General features: G+C 45.8%; 22 protein-coding genes. 15 read left to right on the top strand and 7 right to left on the bottom strand.

What is annotated here, in order from left to right; all coding sequences use genetic code 11:
• Nucleotide 1: 1 nt before the first annotated feature.
• The 6 genes from QTP81_RS16410 to QTP81_RS16385 are packed head-to-tail and all read left to right on the top strand — an operon-like array spanning nucleotide 2 to nucleotide 7,477.
• Complete coding sequence (locus QTP81_RS16410; protein WP_289366988.1) at nucleotides 2–1,795, top strand: chemotaxis protein CheA; 1,794 nt, start codon at nucleotides 2–4, stop codon at nucleotides 1,793–1,795.
• A complete protein-coding gene (locus tag QTP81_RS16405; RefSeq protein ID WP_289366986.1) occupies nucleotides 1,788–2,297 on the top strand; it encodes a chemotaxis protein CheW in 510 nt (169 codons plus the stop codon). Before QTP81_RS16410 ends, QTP81_RS16405 begins: the two co-directional genes overlap by 8 nt.
• Complete coding sequence (locus tag QTP81_RS16400; RefSeq protein WP_289366984.1) at nucleotides 2,294–5,008, top strand: methyl-accepting chemotaxis protein; 2,715 nt, start codon at nucleotides 2,294–2,296, stop codon at nucleotides 5,006–5,008. The genes QTP81_RS16405 and QTP81_RS16400 overlap by 4 nt, the downstream gene beginning before the upstream one ends.
• Nucleotides 5,005–5,844 (top strand): CheR family methyltransferase, encoded by an 840-nt coding sequence (locus tag QTP81_RS16395; protein WP_289366983.1) that lies wholly within the window; start codon nucleotides 5,005–5,007, stop codon nucleotides 5,842–5,844. Before QTP81_RS16400 ends, QTP81_RS16395 begins: the two co-directional genes overlap by 4 nt.
• Nucleotides 5,837–6,436 carry a chemoreceptor glutamine deamidase CheD gene (cheD, locus tag QTP81_RS16390; RefSeq protein WP_289366981.1) on the top strand — a complete coding sequence of 200 codons (600 nt, stop codon included), beginning with the start codon at nucleotides 5,837–5,839 and terminating at the stop codon, nucleotides 6,434–6,436. The genes QTP81_RS16395 and cheD overlap by 8 nt, the downstream gene beginning before the upstream one ends.
• A 9-nt stretch (nucleotides 6,437–6,445) precedes the next feature.
• The gene (locus tag QTP81_RS16385; protein ID WP_289366979.1) at nucleotides 6,446–7,477 is read left to right on the top strand and encodes a protein-glutamate methylesterase/protein-glutamine glutaminase; all 1,032 of its coding nucleotides are present in this window, start codon (nucleotides 6,446–6,448) and stop codon (nucleotides 7,475–7,477) included.
• A 4-nt stretch (nucleotides 7,478–7,481) separates the two neighbouring features.
• Here the strand turns inward: QTP81_RS16385 and QTP81_RS16380 are convergent, their stop codons facing one another.
• The 4 genes from QTP81_RS16380 to QTP81_RS16365 form a co-directional block, all read right to left on the bottom strand.
• Entirely contained in the window at nucleotides 7,482–9,143 is a 1,662-nt protein-coding gene (locus QTP81_RS16380; protein WP_289366976.1) for a diguanylate cyclase, read from the bottom strand.
• 128 nt (nucleotides 9,144–9,271) lie between these two features.
• Nucleotides 9,272–10,156, bottom strand: coding sequence for a delta-class carbonic anhydrase (locus QTP81_RS16375; protein WP_289366974.1), 885 nt, complete (start codon nucleotides 10,154–10,156; stop codon nucleotides 9,272–9,274).
• Between the two features lie 211 nt (nucleotides 10,157–10,367).
• On the bottom strand, nucleotides 10,368–11,399 hold the full coding sequence (locus tag QTP81_RS16370) for an SO_0444 family Cu/Zn efflux transporter (RefSeq protein WP_289366973.1): 1,032 nt from the start codon (nucleotides 11,397–11,399) through the stop codon (nucleotides 10,368–10,370).
• Nucleotides 11,383–11,811, bottom strand: a complete 429-nt coding sequence (locus QTP81_RS16365; RefSeq protein ID WP_289366972.1) for a MerR family transcriptional regulator — start codon at nucleotides 11,809–11,811, stop codon at nucleotides 11,383–11,385. The genes QTP81_RS16370 and QTP81_RS16365 overlap by 17 nt, the downstream gene beginning before the upstream one ends.
• 144 nt (nucleotides 11,812–11,955) lie before the next feature.
• Here QTP81_RS16365 and QTP81_RS16360 point away from each other — a divergent pair, with 144 nt between their 5' ends.
• Nucleotides 11,956–12,096: a hypothetical protein gene (locus QTP81_RS16360; protein WP_289366970.1), complete on the top strand. Its 141-nt coding sequence runs from the start codon at nucleotides 11,956–11,958 to the stop codon at nucleotides 12,094–12,096.
• Between the two features lie 12 nt (nucleotides 12,097–12,108).
• Here the strand turns inward: QTP81_RS16360 and QTP81_RS16355 are convergent, their stop codons facing one another.
• Nucleotides 12,109–12,501 carry a DUF3718 domain-containing protein gene (locus QTP81_RS16355; protein ID WP_289366969.1) on the bottom strand — a complete coding sequence of 131 codons (393 nt, stop codon included), beginning with the start codon at nucleotides 12,499–12,501 and terminating at the stop codon, nucleotides 12,109–12,111.
• Nucleotides 12,502–13,012: 511 nt separating this feature from the next.
• Here QTP81_RS16355 and QTP81_RS16350 point away from each other — a divergent pair.
• The 3 genes from QTP81_RS16350 (at nucleotide 13,013) to speA (ending at nucleotide 15,693) form a co-directional block, all read left to right on the top strand.
• On the top strand, nucleotides 13,013–13,486 hold the full coding sequence (locus QTP81_RS16350; RefSeq protein WP_289366967.1) for a hypothetical protein: 474 nt from the start codon (nucleotides 13,013–13,015) through the stop codon (nucleotides 13,484–13,486).
• A 2-nt stretch (nucleotides 13,487–13,488) separates the two neighbouring features.
• Nucleotides 13,489–13,695, top strand: a complete 207-nt coding sequence (locus QTP81_RS16345) for a helix-turn-helix transcriptional regulator (RefSeq protein ID WP_289366965.1) — start codon at nucleotides 13,489–13,491, stop codon at nucleotides 13,693–13,695.
• Nucleotides 13,696–13,764: 69 nt separating this feature from the next.
• Nucleotides 13,765–15,693 (top strand): biosynthetic arginine decarboxylase, encoded by a 1,929-nt coding sequence (speA, locus tag QTP81_RS16340; RefSeq protein ID WP_289366964.1) that lies wholly within the window; start codon nucleotides 13,765–13,767, stop codon nucleotides 15,691–15,693.
• A gap of 5 nt (nucleotides 15,694–15,698) precedes the next feature.
• On the opposite strand, the gene QTP81_RS16335 is transcribed toward speA, so the two are convergent.
• Nucleotides 15,699–16,928, bottom strand: a complete 1,230-nt coding sequence (locus tag QTP81_RS16335) for a serine hydrolase domain-containing protein (RefSeq protein ID WP_289366963.1) — start codon at nucleotides 16,926–16,928, stop codon at nucleotides 15,699–15,701.
• Between the two features lie 181 nt (nucleotides 16,929–17,109).
• Here QTP81_RS16335 and QTP81_RS16330 point away from each other — a divergent pair, with 181 nt between their 5' ends.
• From QTP81_RS16330 to QTP81_RS16320, 3 genes are read left to right on the top strand one after another with little or no spacing between them, the layout of a single operon-like run.
• Nucleotides 17,110–18,504 (top strand): DNA-3-methyladenine glycosylase 2 family protein, encoded by a 1,395-nt coding sequence (locus QTP81_RS16330; protein ID WP_289366962.1) that lies wholly within the window; start codon nucleotides 17,110–17,112, stop codon nucleotides 18,502–18,504.
• A 2-nt stretch (nucleotides 18,505–18,506) separates the two neighbouring features.
• Nucleotides 18,507–18,977, top strand: a complete 471-nt coding sequence (locus QTP81_RS16325; protein ID WP_289366959.1) for a methylated-DNA--[protein]-cysteine S-methyltransferase — start codon at nucleotides 18,507–18,509, stop codon at nucleotides 18,975–18,977.
• A gap of 29 nt (nucleotides 18,978–19,006) precedes the next feature.
• The gene (locus QTP81_RS16320; RefSeq protein ID WP_289366956.1) at nucleotides 19,007–19,879 is read left to right on the top strand and encodes a DMT family transporter; all 873 of its coding nucleotides are present in this window, start codon (nucleotides 19,007–19,009) and stop codon (nucleotides 19,877–19,879) included.
• Here QTP81_RS16320 and QTP81_RS16315 read toward each other — a convergent pair.
• On the bottom strand, nucleotides 19,876–21,312 hold the full coding sequence (locus QTP81_RS16315) for a diguanylate cyclase (protein WP_289366955.1): 1,437 nt from the start codon (nucleotides 21,310–21,312) through the stop codon (nucleotides 19,876–19,878). The genes QTP81_RS16320 and QTP81_RS16315 overlap by 4 nt on opposite strands.
• Before the next feature lie 140 nt (nucleotides 21,313–21,452).
• Between QTP81_RS16315 and glmU the strand changes: the two genes are divergently transcribed.
• Nucleotides 21,453–22,814, top strand: a complete 1,362-nt coding sequence (gene glmU, locus QTP81_RS16310) for a bifunctional UDP-N-acetylglucosamine diphosphorylase/glucosamine-1-phosphate N-acetyltransferase GlmU (protein WP_289366953.1) — start codon at nucleotides 21,453–21,455, stop codon at nucleotides 22,812–22,814.
• Between the two features lie 152 nt (nucleotides 22,815–22,966).
• Nucleotides 22,967–23,734, top strand: a complete 768-nt coding sequence (locus QTP81_RS16305; RefSeq protein ID WP_289366950.1) for a DeoR/GlpR family DNA-binding transcription regulator — start codon at nucleotides 22,967–22,969, stop codon at nucleotides 23,732–23,734.
• Nucleotides 23,735–23,737 lie beyond the last annotated feature (3 nt).

Genomic DNA, 23,737 nt, shown 5'->3' with positions numbered 1-23,737 from the left:
TATGTCAGTCGATATGAGTCAATTCCATTCGGTGTTCTTTGAAGAAAGTCAAGAGCATTTGCGTGATATGGAAAGCTTATTGCTCGGCTTAAACATAGAAGACCCAGATCCTGAGCATTTAAATGGGATTTTCCGTGCCGCTCACTCGATTAAAGGTGGTAGTGGGATTTTCGGTTTTGATGCGTTAACAGGCCTCACTCATGTCATGGAAAACATGCTGGATAAAGCGCGTAGCAAGGCACTGCATCTGGACAAGACAACTGTTGATTTACTGTTATCCACAACCGATCATCTAACCGAAATATTAAACGCCTATCAAACTGGCAGTGACATTGATTGGGGAGCGATAGAGCTAGGTATTGGTAAACTTGAAGCGGCTAATCCAGGAGCACAAACCATTGGGGAGGATGACCAAGGCTTTGGCTTTTTTGAGCCTTTAGAGAGCGTTCTGGCGGCTGACGAAGAGGATAGCTTTGGTTTTTTTGAGCCCTTAGAGGACGCTGAAAAAGCGACAACAACGACAATTGAAGTCCCCCCCGAAGGAATAGATACAACACCTTTACCAAAGATTAAAGCTGCAGCGAAAGTACAACCATTACCACCCGCAGAGGCCAGTACAATCCGCGTGGATACCAATAAGATTGACGGTTTGGTTAATCTTGTTGGTGAATTGGTGATCACTCAGTCCATTTTGCGTCTGGCAAATCAACAGGCCCACGGGGCACTCGCAGAGACGCTCGAAAACGCCATCAATGAGCTGGCGCGCAATACGCGCGATATCCAAGATTCGGTGCTATCGATGCGTATGCTTCCGATTTCTTTCGTATTTAACCGCTTCCCTCGCGTCATCAGAGATTTAAGCACCAAGCTCAATAAACACATTGACCTAGAAATTCAGGGGGGGGATACCGAGATCGACAAAGGAATGATTGAAAAATTAGTCGATCCGCTCACACATTTAGTCCGCAATAGTGTCGATCATGGTATTGAATCGCCTGACGCGAGAATTACTGCTAAAAAACCTGAGCGCGGCTTAATTCGACTATGCGCAGAGCAGCGCAGTGGCAATGTCTACATTCATATTGAAGATGACGGTAAAGGGATGGACCGCGAGAAAATTATTAGTAAAGCCATAAAAGCAGGGTTGATTGAAGACGATAACTTAGTCGATAGTGATGTATGGAAGCTGATATTTGCGCCGGGGTTTTCGACCGCTGATGCAGTCACTGATGTATCCGGCCGCGGGGTCGGCATGGATGTTGTGAAACGCAATATCGAAGATATTAAAGGCACCATTGATATTCAATCGACACCCGGTCAAGGCTCTAAAACAACGATTCGACTACCACTGACATTGGCTATCCTAGATAGCATGTGCGTTACAGTCGGTGACCAAACGTTTGTAATACCTTTGCTCAATATCGTTGAAACTATGCAGCCGTCTGCTGACCAAATTAAAACCATAGGCAATGACCGACTGCTTTCTATCCGGGGTGATTATTGGCCAATTGTTGACCTACACTCTGAATTAGGATTACAGAATATGGTGCCTGCACCAGAAGCTGCCATACTCGTGCTCATTGAATCAAGCCAACGCCGCTTTGCTCTGCTGGTTGATGCCTTAGCCGGTCAACAACAGGTGGTTATAAAATCACTTGAGCAGCATTATCGACGGATAGAGCAATTCGCGGGCGCTACGATTATGGGGGATGGCAGTGTTGCAATGATCCTCGATATTGAAACCTTGGCAACGAAAGCCGCAAATGTTGAATCACCCGAGGAAGTTGATGACTGATAACAATACGCCTAATCCAATCAATAACGATCAACAGTTGGAATTCCTAACTTTCGTCATTGGTGCAGAAACCTATGCACTCGATATTATGACGGTTAAGGAAATCCGCGGCTATGACCCAGTTACTAAGGTGGCGAATGCGCCAACGTTTATTAAAGGGGTGTTAAACTTACGTGGCGATATCGTTCCAGTGGTCGATTTACGTATCAAGTTTAATGTCGGTGAGCCAACGTATAATGAATTTACGATTGTAATAATGCTTAATATAGCCGACCGCATTGTTGGCATTGTGGTTGACGAAGTCAGTGACGTGATAAAAGTACATCAGCAGAATATCAAGCCACCGCCTGAATTCGGTGTAGCATTTGATAGCCGGTTTTTACATGGTTTGGTGACCATCGATGACGATATGGTCATTCTGGTGAATATCGAAGCGCTTATTACAAGCGAAGAGTTACAACTCTTCGAGCAGCAAGCACCGAAAGGGGGAGCAAACGGATGAAGTTAATGCCATACGCGGATAAAATAAGTATTCGCGCGAAATTGATCATTTTCGCTGTAATGACTTTAATAGCCGTAGCCGTGCCGAGTTACTACCTGCAACATCAGAACAGCGCCAGCGTCCAACTCTCTGAACTTAGTATTCAAGGAACGCCGATTGCACAGCAAACGGTGTTACTCCGTAAAGTTATTGCGGTTCACCGGGGAACATCTGCCCGCTGGCTGGGCGGGGATGAATCGGCGCGTAGCGCTGTTCTCAGTGCCGCTGATAATGTTGATACAGCCTTTCGAAATTTGCTAAATGTGCTTGAAAACAACCCTCACGCAGATACCGCTCGTTTACTGATCCAGCAGCACTATACGACATGGGTGACATTAAAAGACAACGCCATCAATAAAGTGGGTCAGCCTACCGCGATATTTAATCGCCACTCTCAACTCATTGACGATATCGGCGAAGTGGCCGCAGTAGTTATGCGCAATTTTAAACTTATTTACGCGCCGTCTGATAGTGCCTATCACTTAGTCAGAGCCAATTTTGATGCGCTGCCCATGCTAACCGACACTTTGGGTAAAATCAGAGGAATGGGCGCTGGCGTTTTAACGCGACAGACCTTAGAACCGAGCACCCGTGCGCGGCTTGAAGGTTTGCAAAATAATGCCCGAGCGGTAAACCAAGAATTTCTGCGCAATCTGCGCTATGCCGCCGAAACCAGTCGTGAACCGGCGCTACAAGCCTTGATAAATGACGCCACGACTTTTAACAGTGCACTGACTCAATCGTTGAGTCTGCTAGAGCTGCAGATACTTACCGCTGATGCATTAGATTATCCATCAGGACAATTTTTTAATGCGTTCACAGAAGAAATCGATTTGTTGTACAGTAAACAAGCGACCTATGTCACACTGCTCGAAGATTTGCTGATTTCATATAACCGAGAAGTATCTCAGCAGCAAACCGTCAAATGGGTAACAATTGTCATATTATTGCTATTGGCCAGCGGTATATTTGTCCTGGTTAACCTCTCGATAACCCGCGGTATCAATCATGTTACCAAAGCGTTGAGTAAGCTTGCAGTGAATGATTACTCGGTAAGGTTTAAATACCGTCGTGACGATGAAATTGGCATAATCCAGGAAAGTGTCGAAACATTGACCAATGAACTTAAGGCATATTCCAAACAATCACTAGAAGCCATTCGTGTGCGCCAGGCATTAGACAACAGTTCTTCTTGTTTTATGCTCGCTGATAACGACCGCAATATCATTTATCTCAATCAAGCGGTCAGAGATTTATTTAGTGAAGCTGAACACGATTTACGCAAGGATTTACCTAATTTTAGAGCCCATGATTTACTGGGCTCCAATATCGATGACTTCCACAAGGATCCTAGCCATCAAGCCCATATACTATCGCATCTGGATTCTCAATATGTGACGCAAATTGCAGTAGGCGGCCGCCATTATCGTTTGATTGCCAGTCCTATTAAGTCCGAAAATGGGGAGCGCCTAGGCGCTTGTGTCGAGTGGGTTGACCGAACTAAAGAAGTGTTAGCCGAGCGAGAGATCGGCGAATTGGTCAGTGGTGCAGTCGCGGGTAATTTCTCAGTAAGAGCGAGTACCGATGGTAAAACCGGCTTCTACCTAGCATTGGCAGAAAACCTCAATCAATTAATGGACGTGACAGAGCAAGGATTACAACAGATCACCGTTGTTCTGCAGTCGATAGCGAAGCAAGATCTGACCACGCGCATAGAAAGCGATTTTGATGGGACGTTTGGCGAAATGAAGGAATATTGTAATACAACAGCCAGTAATCTTGCCGAAGTGATAGCTGAAATTCGCGAAGCCGCAGAAACTATCACTAGTGCCTCAGGTGAAATTGCCAAAGGCAATGCCGATTTGTCCACACGTACTGAGCAACAAGCTGCGAACCTGGAAGAAACGGCATCAAGCATGGAAGAAATGACCAGCACCGTGCAACTTAATGCCAACAACGCTAAACAGGCCAACAATTTGGCATCAAATGCCGCGCAAGTTGCTGGTGAAGGCGGTAAATTGATTGAGAAAGTCGTCGCTACGATGACGGAAATTCACGCATCCGCATCCAAGATAGCCGACATTATTGGCGTAATAGATGGGATCGCTTTCCAAACGAATATTCTAGCATTGAATGCGGCTGTCGAAGCCGCGCGCGCGGGTGAGCAAGGACGTGGTTTTGCTGTGGTTGCCGCCGAAGTCAGAACCTTGGCCCAACGCTCAGCAAATGCCGCCAAAGATATCAAAGCGCTTATCTCAGATTCCGTCAGCAAGGTAGAAAGCGGCAATGTTTTGGTCAACCAATCCGGTGAAACTATGCAGCATATTGTTGATGCTGTCACCAATGTAAATGACATAATGGCAGAAATTGCCTCAGCATCGGTTCAACAAGCATCCGGAATCGAGGCAATTAACGAAGCCATTGCTCAGATGGATGATATGACGCAGCAAAATGCCGCCTTGGTGGAAGAGGCGGCGGCAGCAGCTGAAAGTATGAACAGTCAAGCAGAACACTTAGTTTCTCGCGTGCAATCATTCGTTATAGCCGATGCCTACACTCGGTCATTCGAAGCGCCGAAAGCACTAGGAAGCTTTACGCCCGAAAAGCGCCTGTATAAATCCAATAGAGCATTGCCCAAAACGGTCGACGACGATGAGTGGGAAAGTTTTTGATAAATAAAGCTGAGCGAGCCAAAGAGTTTGCTTTCACGCGCAGTGACTTTACCGCAATTTGTAGCCGCCTTAAAGCGATGGCCGGCATCCATCTGTCTGATTCAAAAGACTCGATGGTATATAGTAGGCTATCTCGACGTATTCGTGCACTCGAGCTGAAATCGTTCAAACAATATTTACACTATTTGGACAATCACACAGAGGAAAAAGAAGCCTTTGTGAATGCCTTGACCACAAACTTAACCTCGTTTTTTCGCGAAGAGCATCACTTTGATATTCTCAAGCAATACGTCCGGGAGAACCCTCAACCATTAACCGTTTGGTGCACTGCCTGCAGTAGCGGCGAAGAAGCCTACTCCATCGCCATGGCGTGTGCCGAAGCTCGTGGTGACATGAACAACAACATAACGCTGTTAGCGTCAGATATAGACAGTGGTGTACTTGAAACTGCACAACGGGGTATCTATGCGCGCAAGGCGATTGAAAATTTAAGCCTAAGTCGCAAGCGTCAATTCTTCTTGAAGGGCAAGGGGGCACGGTCAGGGTTAGTTCGAGTGAGCCCACAGTTACAGCAGAGCATTACCTTTTTCCAGCAAAATTTACTCGCAACTAGCTGGCAAGTGAATGCACCTCTGGATGCGATTTTTTGTCGTAATGTAATGATTTATTTCGACCGTACTACACAAGCGCAATTAGTTGAAAAGTTCTGCCATGTGCTTAAACCTGGCGGCTTATATTTCGCAGGGCACTCCGAAAATTTCAGTCATCTCAATCATTGGCTCAAGCCAAGGGGTAAAACGGTATACGAAACTATTCGCAGGAGTACTAATGCCTAACCTGCATCCTACCCGTTATTACGATCGGCACTTCCAACAGGAAGCGATTAAGATTTTACCTGGTGAGTTCTACGCGACTCGAGAGAAAGGCATAATTGTAACAGTATTGGGGTCTTGCGTTTCGGTATGCTTGCGCGACCCAGTTGCCAACATCTGCGGCCTAAATCATTTTCTATTACCCAGTGGCACTGATGAAGGCATTGCACATGACCTAATGTCAGAGTCTGCTCGCTACGGCGTGTACGCGATGGAATTATTGATCAATGAGTTACTAAAATTAGGCGCGCGAAAATCACAGCTCGAGGCTAAAGTCTTTGGCGGTGGAAACGTATTGAAGGGAATCACGATGGCCAATATTGGCCAACTTAATGCGAATTTTGTCTTACAGTATTTGCGAACCGAACACATTCCAATAATCGCCGAAGACGTTTTAGGAGACTTTCCGCGTAAGATCTATTTCTTTACTGAAACCGGCGAAGTGAAAGTCAGGAAAATCAAGTCATTGAATAACACCACCATTATTGATCGCGAAAGTGAATACCGCATGAAGATCAAGCAAAAGCCGCAATCTGGCGACGTCGATCTGTTTTAGGATACTACGATGATTACAGTATTGGTCGTTGATGATTCTGCACTTGTTCGGGCTCTGTTGAGTGAGATGATAGATAATCATCCGCTGTTAACCTTAGTTGGTGCCGCAGCGAATGCATTTATTGCAAAGCGCATGGTCAATGAGCTAAAACCTGATGTTATAACGCTGGATGTGGAGATGCCCGAGGTCAACGGTTTGGTCTTCTTAGACAGACTCATGAAAGCTCGGCCAACCCCCGTGGTTATGTTTTCATCACTGACCGAACAGGGTGCGTTAGCCACTATGGAAGCCCTTGCATTGGGCGCCGTTGATTTTTTACCTAAGCCAAAACTTGATATCGCCAACAAAGTGAAGGAGTTTGAGCAAGAGTTAACCGACAAAATTCTGCTCGCTTCACAAGCTAAACTAGACATAATGCCTACCAGCACTCAGACCGTGCGTAATGTGAGTGAAGTGAGTAATTTGTCTCTTGTCGCTATTGGTGCCAGTACTGGCGGAACTGAAGCTATCCGACATATATTGATGGAACTGCCAAAGAGCTTTCCCGCAGTGGTTGTTAGCCAGCATATGCCTAAAGGTTTTACACAATCGTTTGCACAGCGTTTGAACAGCCTCTGCCAACTCACAGTAGTCGAGGCAACACAAGGGCAACCCATCAAGCAAGGACATGTGTATATCGCGCCAGGCGACTACCACTTAGAAATACAAGACACTAATGACGGTTATAAAATCAAACTCAGTCAAACCGACAAAGTAAACAATCATCGACCTTCTATCGATGTTATGTTTAACAGTGTGGCACAAATTGCTGGTAGAAGGGCCGCTGGCGTACTATTAACTGGCATGGGTAAAGACGGTGCGCAAGGATTGGCCCAAATGAAGCAGGCCGGTGGAGAAACTATCGCACAATCTGAAGCCAGTTGTCTCATTTACGGTATGCCTAAAGAAGCCGTTCGCATTGGTGCCGCCTCACAACAGAAAGACTTAGCCGATATCAGCTCAGCCTTGTATCAGTGGGCTCGACTGAAGTCATTAAAGTAGTCCTTTATTCAGCCAGTAATACTCTGTTTTTGCCCGCCTTTTTCGCCGCATACATGGCTTCATCGGCACGATTTATCAAGTTACTGATGGATTCACCACCTCTACTAAGTGCCACTCCACAACTAAACGAGGAAGAAATCTTACCATCGCTGGTATCAAACTCTATTGCTGTGAAGGCTTCGCGAATTGTATCCAGTTTGCCAATGATCCCGTCAGTATCATTAACATCTTGAAAAGCAATTAAGAACTCCTCGCCACCATAGCGGCCAACAATGTCGCTCTCTCTTACTAAACGCTTAATCAGATGAGATAGACCAACCAAAACACTATCGCCGACGCCGTGACCGTAATTGTCATTCACTGATTTAAAATTATCGAGGTCAAGCAAGGCGATGGCGTAATGCGTTTTCAAGCGCTCAGCTAATCGCCTAAATCCAGACAACGACTCCATTAACTGACCGTGGTTAAGTAAGCCTGTTAAGCCGTCTTTTACCGCCATCGCTCGCACATGCTGGCCGCGGGTAATACGATATTCAATCTGTTTGAAAATGTGCTCAGGTGAATCTGACTTGGAAATAACATCCTCACCACCGGCCGATAAGACATCCAGTTTAGCCGCGGGTGAATCATCAGCACTTAAAAATACAATGGGTACATATTCGAAACGAGCCTCATGCCGCAAAATCCGTGCAACTTCGTAACCATTGACCTCGGGCATGTTTATATCTAATAGAAAAATATCTGGAATGCTGACTTCCAAATTAGCAATAAATTCAGGCGCACTACTGTAGGCAATCAGTTCAAACCCTTTGCTTTTAGCCAGTCCTTCAAAATACTCACCGATAGTAGCTTGATCGTCCAGGAGCACAATACGGAATGGCCGTTCAACGTCTAACGCACAAGCTTGCTTTATTTTATACACCAGGTTGTTAATGTTAATGGGTTTCATGGCGTAATCCGAAACACCTGAGCGCACAGCTTGCAGCCGTGTAGATAACTGGTCCTTGGCGGACATGCAGATAACGCGGATGCCATCTGCAACGCACTCACGCGTAAAAGCGAATACATCGTCCTCGGTCGCATCCGGCATCACAACATCGAGGAGCACTAGATGGAAGTGTTTCTCTTCCATTGCCTGCTTGCATTTAGTAATCGACGTATAGTGAACACAAACAAAGCCGAAAGATTCCAATGATTTAATAGTGGCCGCTGATGTCGCGAAATCGTCATCCACCAACGCAATTAGTATTTGATCCGCTGTGCGGTCCATTGGCATCTTCGGTGGCACCGGAGTCGCAGCAGCGGGCTCCGTAGGCTCAGGCGCTTGCGCAGTTAATTTATTTGGGTGGACTAACAGTGGATTTGGCGACTTTTTATGCGCAGCAATGAACTGATTGAGAAAGCCATCAACGTCAGCAATCAGAGACGCGGAAAAACCGTCTTGAGTAATCTGCCTAAGACGATGATCAAGTTCAGTAACCAGTGCAAACAAATCGGTAAACCCCAAAGCACCCGATTCACCTTTTAACGAATGCACCTCAAACTTGAGGCTATCGAGTTTTCCGAGGTCCTGTGATTTACGGATATCTTGCCAACCCGAAATTATCGCTACGTAGCGCTTTTTGTAGGTATCAAAGAATTTTTGATGCAGAAATTCAAAATCCATAACACTGCTTATTGAATGCCATTATGTAGAGCTTAGCACTAAACAGCGATAAACCAAGAACTTAAGCTGCTGCTTTATAATAAAAAAGCGCCCCCCATGGGTGCGCTTTAACGACTGGAAAAGCAACTTTACTGATTGATATCAGAGATTAAGTTTGGATTGACGACTAAATTTCTTACGCCATGGGCGTGATCTTCGTCAAACTGATTATCTTCACACCACTTACCGACACTGTTGATATCCACAACAGCGACTTCAGGGCGTACGCTCCACGTCACGTGCAACGGTGAAGCCTTTTCATTGTATGAAGGACCTGTAGTAGACCCCCAATAAGTGATCGGTGTACCGGTGTCAGTTGGGATATTAACCGCTTGATGGTAACCATTCGCCATACCCACAGCTGCCATGTCAGCGAAGTCGATCGCGTTTTCATCATTCGCCAAGACGATGACTTGACCTTCAACACGCAAGCCTGGGTTCATCACGCTGTCAGACAAGCAAGCACCTAAAGTGGGACCTGGCGTAACTTGTGCTGAGGTGTAAACAAAGTGAACTTCTAAGGTATCACCTGATTGCAATGGGTGACCTTTTGCGCCGCACACTTGACCCGCTACAGGACGCAACTGCGCTTCGGTTAAGGTGCCATCGTACTTATAACCTGTATAGAAGCCCTTTCCATCACCATTCCCCGCGTAAGTGGTAAATTCTCCACCTTTGTGTTCCGCGTTTTTGTGGAAATGGATGTTGCATAAGTTCATATTCTCGCTGCCAGGTTGCATCCCAAAGTGACGGTTGTTTTCGCCCTCAAGCGTACCTAGGTCACGGGGTGACTGTGGCCCAAATCCCTTACCTTCGGTATTCGCAGCCAATGCTGCACGTTGCTGTGCAATCACCTCGTCAGACACGTGTTCGATATGATTAACAGAGTGCTTTGCAGTCGCGTAAGCTGATACAACGGTTGCCGCTACTGCTGTAAAAACAAATGCAGACGCTTTCTTGTTAAGTAGTTTCATAGTTTATTTCTCTTGGTCAGATCAGACTATTGATATTACTGCTCGAATCAGTAAATAGTTCGCTTTTTTTTCAAAAAAAAACCGTTCACTCAGTTTTTTCTGATTAATTGGTAGTGATTATCGATGGCTCACACACAAACACCACAATTGCAGCTATGTATACCGTGTGTAGAACATCGATCTAATCGTCTATATCCAAAAAGCTTTAGCATTAAGCTGATACCGCCGAACGACCGGACCACCAACTAGACACTAATTGACGCAACATCAGTCCAGCCAAAATAACTGCGCTAGCATTATACAAAAACGATTGCATGTCAGAGTGTTCGCCGTGATCCAACGCCAGCGACCAATCAAACGTTGTAAAGAGGTAATCAACCAATAACCCAGCGGCCAAAGCACTACTGATGAGCGCAATGAGATACAGGTAAAGTTCGCGCTTGCCTAATTCATTTTTGATCACCATTAATGTAGCGATATTGGTTGCGGGGCCCGTTAACATAAACACTAATGCCGCGCCCGGTGAAATCCCCGCCATTAATAAACCTACGGCTATAGGTGTTGATGCCGTAGCGCAGATATACATCGGAATAGAAATGAGCACCATTAACAGCATCGCGAAAGGGCCACTGCCATAACTCGCCATCCAATTCGCCGGTACAAACGTCACTATCAAGGCCGCGAAAAACAACCCGATTAACAGCCAGCGCATAAAATCAGCCAGCAACTTATCAAAGCCGTAAGTAAAAACGCCAATAGCCTTTTCACGCCAGCTCAAAGTTGGGGTTTCTTGCGCATGACTGTGACAACACTTTTTAGCTGGCTGTAAAGTTTGAGGTGAGGCTTCTTCATTGCCCCATATGGCAATAACAAATCCTGTGATTATCGCAGATGAAATGGCAGCGATCGGTCGTATAATAGTCATTACTGGTCCCATCAACGCGTACGTGATACCAATAGAATCAACACCAGTTTCTGGCGTTGCCACTAAAAAACTCGCAGTACTTGCCTTACTAGCTCCACTTCGCCTTACACCCATTGCCACTGGGATCACTGAGCAAGAGCATAGCGGTAATGGCGCTCCGATAAATGCGGCATTAACCACCGACCCTTTTTGGCCAAGTACTTTCTCAACTGCAGTGCGGGGTACCCAATGATGAATGACTCCAGCGATAAACATACCCAATAAGAGATACGGCGCTGACTCGACAAATAGAGCGATAAAATTAGTGATGAGCGTCATGGTTACACTCCTCAAAACGGGATTCTAGGTCAGCAATAATACTGCAAAATTCAGCGCTTTCGGCACCACCACAACAACGCTCAGCCAGTTCATCTAAAGTTGCCACCATTTGTTGTAGCTCGGTAATTTTGGCTTGCAAATCTGCACGCTTGGCCAGGGTGATCGATTTGGCTTCTGCACAGGTGTGCGCATCCTTAGCATCTTTGATTTGCAACAGTGCAGCGGTGTCTTCTAAACTGAAACCACTCGCTTTACAACGCTTGATAAACTGCGCGGTTGCAAGGTCATCTGCGGTGTAATCACGGTATTGATTTAGCGCCGATTTCTGTGGCACCAGCAATTGTTTCTTTTCGTAAAACCGCAACGTATGCGCAGTTAATCCACCGCGTTTTGCTAATTCACCGATTTTCATGCCATTCCTCACTTGATCTGCAACAACTATAGCATAAACCCTAGAGTATACTCTAAGGTCAAGTGAGCTTTAGCAAATAAAATCTGTATTTATATACAGTTATAATTTAAGGTATGGCATCGCATCTTGATAGAGAAAACTACTATGCAAGCCAAACTCACGCGTTGTTGTTTCGCGCTCGCAGTTATAATGCTGTTGGCGATTACCCATCCAGTTGATGCGCAACACCATGAGATGATGGAAGAAGGTGAAAAAAAACCCGCTTTCGCGGGTTTTTTTGAATGATTCGCTATCCGATCAGATGCGGTCGTTTAATACTGTCGCGATTGGAGAATCCATTAGGTTGTTGTCAGAAACCCACGCGCGTAGTGTTTTGCCGTCGGCTTCAGGGCTGTTTAGTTGGCTCTTCGGCATCTTTTTAACCAGCAATGAACCCGCTTCAACTGCACCTGCTAAGAACGCAGTACGGATTAGGCTGTTGCCACCACATGAAATACCTGTGTAGTAATCTTGTAGTTTCAAGCTGTAGTTTTTCTCTACGTTAGACATCTTCTTACGCAACTGGCCTTTGTCATCGGCTTGAACGATAGAACAAATGTTTTGTAACTCTGATTCAACGCTTGCAGAAGCTGCGTTAGTGAAACCAAGACCGGCTGCGATTACTGCGATAGAAAGAACATTTTTCAACATGATTTTTTCCTCAAAAAGTTTGTGTTGTGTTTGAAAACGAGCGCATTAAACCCGAATTCATCCGGTCACAAAATAAACAACGTTATACATAGGTATACAATTTAATACCGGTTATTTTTTGTACAGCTGAAAAAGTACTAAAAACACATCCCTGAAATCATCTCATGTGATTGTTTTAATTGAATTTTATAACATTCATTAGTTACCTTTATGAGTTAAAATCAAAAAAACTCATCGCTGAAAAAATAATCAATTATTTTTTACCTTAATTTCTTGCTCTTAAAATATTCTTTTGAAATCAATCGCTTGAGCTTTATTTAATTGTTAAAAATAAGCAATTAATACTATATCCATCGTTAAGTGCTTGTTTTTGATAAATATCTAATAGATATCGATTTAGCATTAAAACTGCTCTGATCACATTTATTTACATATTGTTAAATATTTTATACACAGTGTTTGCTATAGTTAACTTATCCAGTTTTTTGCTATTGCTATAGGGACTTAAACAATGAATATGTCATTTTCAGAAAAAAGCGCGTGGATTTCGCTGGTGATCCTGGTTTACGTTTGGGGTGATTTTACGTTTGGTTTATTCGCACTGCACTCAAGCACTGAGGCTATGAGTGTTAAACGGGATATCGCCTTGGGGATGTTGGGCACAGCTGTAATCGCTGTAATTATAGCCGAAGCCGTATTTCACACCATTCTCGCGATGGCGCATCCAAGCAGCCAAGAGCAGCAGGGCGATGAACGTGATAAACAAATACTACTTATTGCGACTAAGCCGGCCTATGCCATTTTGTTTACTGGCGTTATGGTCGCCACAGGCCACTTACTCATCGTTGAGCAATGGAACAACATGATTGAACACAGTAGTCTACAGATTCCGTTTATTGCGATACATATATTGTTGTTTAGTGCATTAATTGCCGAAATGGTGCGTTTTGTCATCATGATCAAAGAGTATCGTTTAGGAGTTTAGCGGTGGCTTTGTCTAATAAGATCCGCGAGTGTCGATTCTTCGCTAACGAGATGACTCAACAAGAGTTAGCCCTGGCTGTTGGCGTAACTCGGCAAACCATAATGGCGATTGAGAAAGGCAAATATTCTCCCTCGCTTGAAGTGGCTTTTAAAATCGCAGCAGTATTCAATAAAAACTTAGATGAAGTGTTTTGGTATACGCCAGATTAGTCGCTATACTTGACGACTTTTCAATACTATACGAGTCCGCGTCTGTGCGGCTTTTTTTGAGGCTATTGCGTGAAAGAGCAACAAAAAAACAATTGGACCATAGAAGATGCAGAACGCATCTACGGTGTATCGCGTTGGGGCGGTGGATATTTCCACATCGGTGACAATGGCAATGTCCAAGTTACACCGGATCCAACAAATACCGAGATGCGCATTGATTTCAAAGCCGTCATCGATGAGATCAAACAAGAAGGTATTCAACTGCCCGTAGTTGTGCGCTTTCACGATGTTTTACGCTCGCAAGTTGAACAGCTTAATCGCACCTTTGATCAAACGATTACCGAAGCCGAATATCAAGGCGAGTACAACGGCGTTTATCCAGTTAAAGTCAATCAAATGCGTGAAGTCGTAGAAGAGATTGTCGACGCTGGAAAGCCGTTTAATTATGGACTAGAAGCGGGCTCCAAAGCCGAGTTAATTGCGGTACTGGCATACAATACTAACGAGTCGTCTTTGACCATTCTCAATGGTTATAAGGATGAAGAGTTTATGCGCCTCGCGCTGCTGGGTACTAAACTCGGTCGCAAAATGATAGTCGTGGTAGAGAAGTATAGTGAACTACTACTGTTAGTTAAGATTGCCAAGGAACTTGGCGTAGAGCCACACGTGGGCGTGCGTTCAAAAATGACGGTAAAAGGGCGCGGTAAATGGGAAGGTTCAGGTGGCGATCGCGCCAAATTCGGCCTCACCATCACTGAAATTATCAAAGCGGCACGTTACTTAGAATCAGAAGGATTAGGTCACTGTCTTGAGCTTCTCCATTTCCATATCGGTAGTCAGCTAACCGATATTCGTTCTGTCAAAGAGGCCATTTCAGAAGGTGGTCGAATCTACTCTGAACTTCACAAAATGGGTTTTACATTGCAGTACGTCGATGTTGGTGGTGGATTGGGTATCGACTATGACGGGAGCAAATCAACCAATGACTCGTCGCGCAATTACACCATGGCAGAGTACGTCGCAGACGTAGTTTATGGCATGAAAGAAGTGTGTGATTTAGAAGGCGTTCCTCATCCCACTCTCGTTAGTGAGAGTGGTCGAGCAATCACAGCGCATCACAGTTGCGTGATCATGGAGATTGTCGGTGAAATTCGTTCTAATAGTGCAGAAATAGATACTGCTCCAGCGGACGGTGAGCATATTTTTGTGACTAATATTCGCGATCTGTATCTATCGATTGACCATCACCCCAATTTGCAAGAGTTATTCAACGACGCTTCTGAGTATAAAGAAAGAGCCGTCGATGCATTTAAGTTGCGGGTCCTTAGTCTAGAAGAACTCGGGAAAATTGAAACCCTGTATTGGCAAATCATGGTTGAGTTACAACAGCGCTTCCGATCAATCGAGTTTGTCCCCGAAGAGTTGCAAGACCTCGATTACAATTTGTCGTCGCAATACTTGTGTAATTTCTCGGTATTTCAGTCGGCGGCAGATACTTGGGCCATTGACCAGCTGTTACCTGTAGTGCCTTTGACACGCATGGATCAAGAGCCAACCGTAAATTGCTCTTTGGTCGATATCACCTGTGACAGCGATGGCAAAATCGATCAATTTACCATTGAACGAGGTATTTCTGACGTATTACCGGTGCATAAGCTGAACAAGGGTGAACCTTACCCGATGGGACTATTCTTAACCGGCGCTTATCAAGATGTTATGGGTGACATGCACAACTTATTTGGCCGATTAAATGAAGTGCACATTTTCAGCTACGATGACGACCCACAAGACTTTTATATCGAAGAGGTTGTTAAGGGCTCGTCGGTTAATGACGTCTTAGGAGTGATGCAATACAACACGCAAGGAATGGCAACTGACGTGAAGCGATTAATTGATAAGCACGTTGCAAGTGGTGGCATGAAACCCAGAGAGGGTGTGCGCTGGACTGACTTTTACGAGTCTTGTTTAGCCGGTTACACCTACATGAAAACCAACTAACCTGCCTACCGAGGCTGCTGCTCTTCAGCGGCCTCGATCACAGATGCTGTCTTGATCGCCTTGCTATACTCACTAAAGTAGATATCCCAGAAGTCAGCAGTGGTATAGTTGATCAAATTGCTTTCAGCATTCATTAACATTACATAGCCTGCGCCAGTTTCCGGTGAGAAGCTTACATCTGCGCGATACCCCTTAACCCAGCCACCGTGATAAATCAGTGGATAACCCTCGAAGTCATATACTCGCCACCCAAGTCCATAGTGGGCATCGTCTAAATGCTCTCGCCAGCCCCTTCTGTAAGTTTCACGTACGGTACGTACGCGCGCTTGAGAAACCTCGTCAATAATGGCTTGGCTAACGACATCGGGATGCTCACCCAGCATAGCTTGGATCCAAATCGCCATATCAGTAATACTTGCGTTGACACCTGCAGCCGGGGAAAAGCGATAGTAATTGCTCTCTACGCTGCCCTCACGCCAGCGATTCCGCGCAATCGCAATATGCGGCCTTGCCCAGCTTTCAGAGGCCATTAATGCCCCCTTACCGGCTGTCGCCCGCGCCATTTCCAACGGCGAGAACAAATGAATTTGAAGCTGCCGGTGATAGCTAGTGTTTTGGGTTGAAAAGTAGTGCTCTAGGGTACCAAACAAGGCATTTTGGTAGGTATAACAATCACCCGGACTGCACAAAGGTTCAAGATCAGCCAATTGATTGAGCACGCGTTTCACCGGATAGTCCGCTTCAATTAGATTGTCATAGGCATTCGGCATGTAGCCACTCGACTGACCAATTAAATGCCCGAGCTGCAGGGCTTCAGTATATTGTGAGCGAAACTTGGGTTGATCAACCAGCTCCACCAACTGCGTTTGCCAATTGAGCTCTTGCTGCGCAACGAGTTTAGCCATTAGCACACCGGTAAAGGTTTTTGATACCGACGCTAAACGAAATACCGTCGTTGCAGAAACACTCTCACCACCACTATGTGTTTTGCCTTCAGTAACAAGAATTGGCGCTTGGCCACGCTGCACGAACAACATGGCATAGCCTGGAATATTTAATGTTGTTGTACGCTGCTTTACATCGTTTTGATAATTAATAAACCACGCGGGAACTTCGCTCACCGGCTCCTGCGCAACACTCGTTGCACAACCCAGCATCACCGCTAGGCTCACACAAACCCCGCACACCAGACGGCGAGCTTGTTGGCAAACAGAAGTGAACGAGGTTTTCAGCATTGTGTTCTAAATGAGTATTTTTGGCGGTTTGTGATTATCGTTGCCGAGGCTCTTGAAAGCAAATTTTTGCGATGATCAACACGGCTAATTGGCTTCGGCTCTTCAGTTCCGATTTTTTCGCATACAGGGTAAAATTTTAACTTACAATGATTTTAGTTTTAAACCGTCCGAGATAATCGCAATGCCATTGACAGCATCCCCAGAGACATTAAAAGCGGCTCGACAAGCACGTGATCCGCGTTTTGATGGTTTATTTTACATTGCGGTAAAAACCACCGGTATTTTTTGTCGCCCCATTTGCCCCGCGGTTTCCCCTAAGGAGGAAAACGTTGAGTATTTTGCGACGCAACAAGAGTCAATGGACCACGGTTATCGCCCCTGCCTGCGATGTCGTCCCGACAGTGCACCAGGATCACCCGCATGGCAAGGGGTGAATACCACAGTAAACCGGGCCACGCGTTTGTTAATTGAGAATCCAGATCAAAGCGTGGCCACTATCGCTGAGCGTTTAGGGATTGGTGAGCGTTACTTACACAAACTTATGGTTGAGCATTTAGGGATTAGTCCAAAACGCTATCGCCTGTATTCGCAGTTACTGGTGGCCAAACAGTTATTACATCAAACAACGTTGAGTATTGAATCAGTCGCGCAAGCCGCCGGATTTAGTTCCAGCCGAAGTTTGCAACAGCACATGCAACAGGTAAATAAATTAACCCCATCACAGCTGCGTAAACAAACTGTGGAAGTAAAGAGCGACAGTATACAAGTGCGCTTACACTATCGCCCGCCCTATTATTGGCCGGGGCTACGGGATTTTTTATCGCGTCGCGCAATCTCACCGGTAGAACAAGTGACTGAAAATAGTTACGCGCGCAGCTTTCAAGTCGCTGGTCAATCCGTTGCCGGACATTTTAAGGCTGTGCATAACGCGGAGAAAAATGCCTTTGACGTTACTATTTCGCTGCCCGACGTAAGCCAATTGATGAGTATCATTGCCAATATTCGGCGTGTATTGGATCTCGATTGCGACTCTTTGGCGATCGCCGAGCGCTTGCAAGCATGTGGAATGCCCGACGAGAGCCTCACTCCTGGTCTTCGTCTACCCGGTGTATGGACACCGTTTGAGGCCGGTTGTCGCGCTATTATTGGCCAGCAAATTAGTGTTACAGGTGCGATCAATCAGCTACAGCGTATCGTTACGCATGTACACAATGAAGACGCTAGTGAAAAACCAGCCACTTTTCCAACACCGCAGCAAATGTTGACGTTGGATCCAGACATACTGCGAATGCCGAACACGCGAAAAGCGGCATTTAAGGCCTTTGTAGAGTGTTTTTGCGAAAATCAGCATCCCACACCAGAGCAATTGTTGGCGATTAAAGGTATTGGGCCATGGACAGTGAACTATGTGCGGTTGCGCGGCCTATCAGAACCTGATCTGCTGCTCGAAACCGATCTCATTGTTGCTAAACAATTAGCCAAGCTCAACCTCGAGTCTGAGCATTCAGCGCCATGGCGTAGCTACCTCACTTTTCAGCTATGGGAACTTGCAACTACTGAACATACGGAGGATTAGGCATGGCGATAGATTACTTAACAACGCCCATTGGCCTATTGGCGATTAGTGCGAATCAGAATGGAATGACTGAAATAGTATTTGTCGATGAGCCTAGCGCTGCAGTTAAACCGAACAACCATACACAAGCGGCCAAGGCTCAGCTGCAAGAGTACTTTGACGGCGAGCGCCAAACGTTTGATTTGGCCCTGTCGGCTCAAGGCACTACCTTTCAACAACAAGTCTGGCAGGCGTTATTATCAATTCCTTATGGGAGCACAGCGAGTTATCTTGATATTGCTACCCAAATAGGTAACCTGAACGCCTGTCGCGCAGTCGGGGCAGCAAATGGCAAGAACCCATTGGGCATAGTGGTGCCTTGCCATCGTGTTATTGGCAGTAACGGTACGTTAACCGGATATGCTGGTGGCATTGAACGCAAGCAGTGGTTGTTGTCGTTAGAGCAAGGACAACAACTCGATTTACTCACATAGCCCTTCAGGCTTTATACGGATCGCAACAATTGACCGCATCGTCGATATTTAAATTATTGTTATTAGGCGCTATTTGGGGCTCTTCATTTTTGTTTATGCGTGCCGCGACGCCGGAGTTCGGTGTTTACGCCCTAGTTGAAGTACGCACAGTATTAGCCACCTTATTTCTTGCCCCTTTTGTACTGCTGCGCAATCAGTGGCGCGATGTGTTGACACATTGGCATCACATAGCAATCATCGGGGTAGTTAATACTGCGATCCCATTTTGTTTGTTCAATTACAGTAGTTTGCATTTGGAAGCTGGCTATAACTCTATACTCAATGCTACAGCACCGATGTTTGGCGCATTAATTGCGTTTGTGTGGCTCTCTGATCGCCTATCTAGAAGTGCCATTCTTGGTTTGTTTATCGGCTTTTTTGGTGTGACTCAATTAAGCTGGGCAAAGGTGTCAGAGGGTGACGTAAGCTTTCTGCCAATTGCGACCGCCTTGATGGCCACATGTTGCTATGGCATCGCCGCCAGTTACATGAAGCGTTACATGAGCGGCATAAAACCACTGGCGATTGCAGCGGGCAGCCAATTATTTGCCTCTATTGTGTTGCTACCGCTAGCCGTATTGACCTGGCCCTCGACGTCTCCCAGTCTCGACGCTTGGTGGCAGGCGATTACACTGGCGATTGCCTGCACAGGAATTGCTTACATTCTCTATTTCGACTTAATCGCCAATGTTGGTCCGGCACGAGCAATTACCGTCGCGTATTTAGTCCCTCTTTTTGGTGTTATCTGGGGCGCAGTATTTTTGTCTGAACGTTTGTCGATGCCGGTTTATTTAGGCGGTTTGTGTATTCTGCTCGGTGTGGCACTAACCAATGGACTGGTGCGTCAGCGACGCAACACTTAGTTGGTTTCGATCAACTGCATTCTAACCACATTGTTGCCATCGCGCTTGGCCTGATACAAGGCATCATCGGCATTGGCGGTCACTTCGTTCATCGGCCGTTGAGTCGCGGTATAAGAGACACCAAATGAAGCTGTTAAGAACAAATTCTGATGGCTTGCCGGCGGTTGAATCGTGGTCACACCATGGCGCAAGTTTTGTGCAATATCGTAGGCTTCATGAGGACCAGTATCGGGTAGCAGTATAATAAACTCTTCACTGCTCCAGCGACCAACGACATCGCGATCACGAACTTTGCTGGTCAAAAACGCAGTAAATCGCTCAATAATCTCATCGCCAACATTGCGCCCAAACGTATCATTGATCGCGGTAAAGTTATCAATATCGATGATTACAATTGCTAAAGCGCGTTTCTGGTCCATAAATTCGTTGTACTTTTGCTCGACCATCAAACGGTCAGGCAAACGCGCTGGCGTAAACTGCACACCGTTAGACTGCATGTCTTTACGGAAGTAGTATAGGATGTTGTAGATCACCAAAAACAAGGCAAAAATAACCACCAATAAAGTCACTACGCTGGCGATAAAGCCGCGCGAAATTTCGGTTTGTCGAGCATCCAGTGGACTGAGTAAATAGAGCGTCCAGTCGAACTGACCCAAAATGATCTCGGCGATCAAGTGATCCATACCACTGACAATGACGAGTTGATTGTTAAGGTTCTTATCTAATTGAATTTGCTCATCTAAGGTCACGAACCAAGGCAGTTGAGTAAGATTTTTAAAGTCTGAAAATTCGGCGATTAGCTGGGGGTCGGAACTTAACATGATGTCGTCATTATTATCGACAAAAATAAAGTCATAACCATATTCACGCTTATAAGCGTCAAAGATCGACAAGAAGCTAGTGAGTGACTTACCAACGCCAAAGAAACCTAAGAATCGTCCATCATCATCATAGATTTTTAAATCGATATAAAAGTGCGTATCTTCCCATTTACCGATGTCAGCTACGGCGTTTCGGGGGCTGTCTTTGTATTTAAAGTACCAGCTTACCTCGCCTTCAATGAGGTCTATGGTAGTGCCATCAGAGTTAATTTGCTTACGTTGTTGTTCACTGGCAATAAAGAAAATCATGCCAAACTCTTGCTCTAAACGCTGCAGCATAGCCAGTGCTTTGGATTGGTCGATCTCACCGTTTTCTTCTATATCCATCAAATCGATGAGTTCGCGAGACTTACTTAGTGTTTCGGCGATATGTAGAGGTTTAAACATTTGGTCTATGACCAAATCAATTGCCGGCGACATCGATTCCTGCTGTGCACGGCTCTGCTCGGCAACAATCTTACTGATACTGAAATGTACCAACGTCACGATTGAGACAACGACAACCGCAAACAGCACTAAAATACTGCGATGAAGTGTTCTGAAAATACTCACTACTCAACCTTATCCATGGTGACGCATCATAGCAAATGCAGGTAAATGATAGCACGAAGTGGCTGCAAGGCAATTGAGCGCTGACAAATTAATCATTGTTAGTTACACTTCGCGCCAACGAAAGTAAGGAAATTTTGACTATGGCATTATCGGTTGTTGTTCTAGCTGCGGGCAAAGGCACGCGAATGAAGTCCGCACTACCTAAAGTGCTCCATCCCATTGCTGGCGTACCTATGGTGCAAAGGATTATCAATACGGTTGAGCAAATAGGCGCTGACAGCGTTAATTTGGTGTATGGTCACGGGGGTGATTTACTCAAACAAACTGTTACTGGAGAAAATCTCAACTGGTGCTTGCAAGCAGAGCAATTAGGTACAGGCCATGCGGTGCAACAAGCGGCTGATCAAATTAACGACGATGACGATGTCCTCATTCTAGTCGGTGATGCACCACTGATTAAACCCGCTACCTTACAACGCTTACTCGCCGCGAAAGCTAATGCAGACTTGGCTCTGTTAACCGTTGAGCTGGATGATGCAACCGGCATGGGCCGTATCATTCGCGACGGCGACAACATAACAGCCATCGTTGAACACAAAGATGCAACGGATGCCCAGCGCGCTATCAAAGAGATTAACACCGGTATGATGGTTATTCCGGGTGCCGACCTCAAGCGTTGGTTGGGCCAACTAAGCAATGACAATGCCCAGGGGGAATACTACCTTACTGACGTTATTGCTATGGCTGCCAATGAAGGCAAACAGATACGTGCCGCCCACCCCGAGCGTATTTATGAAGTCGAAGGCGTGAATAATCGCGTACAGCTTTCGGCACTGGAGCGCGCACACCAGCTCGAGCAAGCAGAAGCCGCCATGCTAGCTGGCGCTACATTAGCCGATCCATCGCGATTTGATGTGCGTGGCGATTTGACCGTCGGCAACGATGTCATTATCGATATCAACTTTATTGCCCAAGGCAAGGTAACGCTTGGCAACAATGTCACAATCGGCGCCAACTGTGTACTCATTGATTGTGAGATTGGCGACAACACCGTAATTGAAGCCAATTCGATTGTCGAACAAGCCCGCGTCGAGGCGAATTGTAACGTCGGTCCATTTGCACGTTTGCGCCCAGGCGCTGTTATGTGTGACGGTGCTAAGGTCGGCAATTTTGTTGAAATGAAAAAAACCACCTTAGGTAAAGGCTCAAAAGCGAACCACCTGACTTATCTGGGCGATACACAAGTCGGTGAAAACGCCAATATTGGTGCTGGTACCATCACCTGTAATTACGATGGCGTAAACAAGTCGAAAACCGTTATTGGTGACAATGCATTTATCGGCTCGAACTCATCTTTAGTTGCACCTGTTAACATTGGTCGAATGGCTACTGTAGGTGCTGGCTCTGTTGTTAACAAAGACGTTGAAGACAACCAATTAGCCGTTGCGCGTGGCAAACAACGCAATATCGATGGTTGGCAACGTCCAGTTAAGAAATCGTAAGATCAACTGAAATTACTGGGTACTGAGTTGAGCAACGGTACCCAATATCTTTTCCAGTATTAAAAAACATACTTAATGTTTCGTTTTTATACTTGATCTTTTCATTTTGAAAGCTATATTTCTTTCACTTCGAAATTAAAGGCTTTCTTTTAATGCGCACAGCAACTCAACAAAGGCATCAAAGCATCCTCGATTTGCTCGCCAAACACGGCGAAGTGCAAGTCGACGCCTTATCCCGAGAGTTCGCCACCTCCGAAGTGACTATTCGCAAAGATTTACGCCTATTAGAAGCCGATAACAAGCTAGTTCGACGGTTTGGCGGCGCAGTGAGCCTGCAACCGACAAAACCTCAAAACGAAAGCGATAAGCTTTCGAATCGAAAGTTAACCATTGCTAACCAAGCGGCAAAGCTCATTAAACCCGGTGATCGGATAGTGCTCGATTCCGGTTCAACGGTTTTGGCTATGCTGCCTCACCTGATTGAGCGCAGTGACCTTATCATAATGACTAACTCGCTTACCGTAGCTAACCAACTCACCCAATCTGAGCACCCACCCAAAGTGCTCTGCTGTGGTGGTACTTGGGACCAACAATCACAATCATTTCAAGGACAAATGGCAGAAAAGATGTTAGCCGCCTATGATTTTGATTTAGCATTTATTGGTGCGGCAGGGTTAGATAGTGCCCGCGGCACAACAACATTTAACGAATTGACGAATTTAAGCCAAGTCATGGCCGCAAATTCGGCGCGCGTAGTGATTATGGCCGAAGCCAATAAACTCGACCGCAGGATCCCCAATGTGGAGTTGCCATGGTCGAGTATTGATACATTAATTACCGATGCAAGCATGTCGTCTGCATCGGTTCAACAAATTACCCAACATGGCGTGGAAGTGGTGCGCGCCCAACCAGAGGATTAAGAG

Source organism: Neoalteromonas arenosi, from assembly GCF_030362855.1.
GTDB classification, from domain to species: Bacteria; Pseudomonadota; Gammaproteobacteria; order Enterobacterales; family Alteromonadaceae; genus Alteromonas_E; species Alteromonas_E arenosi.
Note: the sequence above shows the minus strand (reverse complement) of the source record. Positions and strands in the feature narration are given on the sequence as shown.

What these genes read in the sequence shown, in the direction of transcription:
- QTP81_RS16370 (WP_289366973.1), bottom strand. Translation starts at nt 11,399, where the DNA reads ATGACGCTCATCACTAATTTTATCGCTCTATTTGTCGAGTCAGCGCCG.
- QTP81_RS16325 (WP_289366959.1), top strand. Translation starts at nt 18,507, where the DNA reads ATGGCGATAGATTACTTAACAACGCCCATTGGCCTATTGGCGATTAGT.
- QTP81_RS16360 (WP_289366970.1), top strand. Translation starts at nt 11,956, where the DNA reads ATGCAAGCCAAACTCACGCGTTGTTGTTTCGCGCTCGCAGTTATAATG.
- glmU (WP_289366953.1), top strand. Translation starts at nt 21,453, where the DNA reads ATGGCATTATCGGTTGTTGTTCTAGCTGCGGGCAAAGGCACGCGAATG.
- QTP81_RS16335 (WP_289366963.1), bottom strand. Translation starts at nt 16,928, where the DNA reads ATGCTGAAAACCTCGTTCACTTCTGTTTGCCAACAAGCTCGCCGTCTG.
- QTP81_RS16365 (WP_289366972.1), bottom strand. Translation starts at nt 11,811, where the DNA reads ATGAAAATCGGTGAATTAGCAAAACGCGGTGGATTAACTGCGCATACG.
- QTP81_RS16305 (WP_289366950.1), top strand. Translation starts at nt 22,967, where the DNA reads ATGCGCACAGCAACTCAACAAAGGCATCAAAGCATCCTCGATTTGCTC.
- QTP81_RS16405 (WP_289366986.1), top strand. Translation starts at nt 1,788, where the DNA reads ATGACTGATAACAATACGCCTAATCCAATCAATAACGATCAACAGTTG.
- QTP81_RS16385 (WP_289366979.1), top strand. Translation starts at nt 6,446, where the DNA reads ATGATTACAGTATTGGTCGTTGATGATTCTGCACTTGTTCGGGCTCTG.
- QTP81_RS16330 (WP_289366962.1), top strand. Translation starts at nt 17,110, where the DNA reads ATGCCATTGACAGCATCCCCAGAGACATTAAAAGCGGCTCGACAAGCA.
- QTP81_RS16410 (WP_289366988.1), top strand. Translation starts at nt 2, where the DNA reads ATGTCAGTCGATATGAGTCAATTCCATTCGGTGTTCTTTGAAGAAAGT.
- QTP81_RS16400 (WP_289366984.1), top strand. Translation starts at nt 2,294, where the DNA reads ATGAAGTTAATGCCATACGCGGATAAAATAAGTATTCGCGCGAAATTG.
- QTP81_RS16350 (WP_289366967.1), top strand. Translation starts at nt 13,013, where the DNA reads ATGAATATGTCATTTTCAGAAAAAAGCGCGTGGATTTCGCTGGTGATC.
- cheD (WP_289366981.1), top strand. Translation starts at nt 5,837, where the DNA reads ATGCCTAACCTGCATCCTACCCGTTATTACGATCGGCACTTCCAACAG.
- QTP81_RS16380 (WP_289366976.1), bottom strand. Translation starts at nt 9,143, where the DNA reads ATGGATTTTGAATTTCTGCATCAAAAATTCTTTGATACCTACAAAAAG.
- QTP81_RS16375 (WP_289366974.1), bottom strand. Translation starts at nt 10,156, where the DNA reads ATGAAACTACTTAACAAGAAAGCGTCTGCATTTGTTTTTACAGCAGTA.
- QTP81_RS16355 (WP_289366969.1), bottom strand. Translation starts at nt 12,501, where the DNA reads ATGTTGAAAAATGTTCTTTCTATCGCAGTAATCGCAGCCGGTCTTGGT.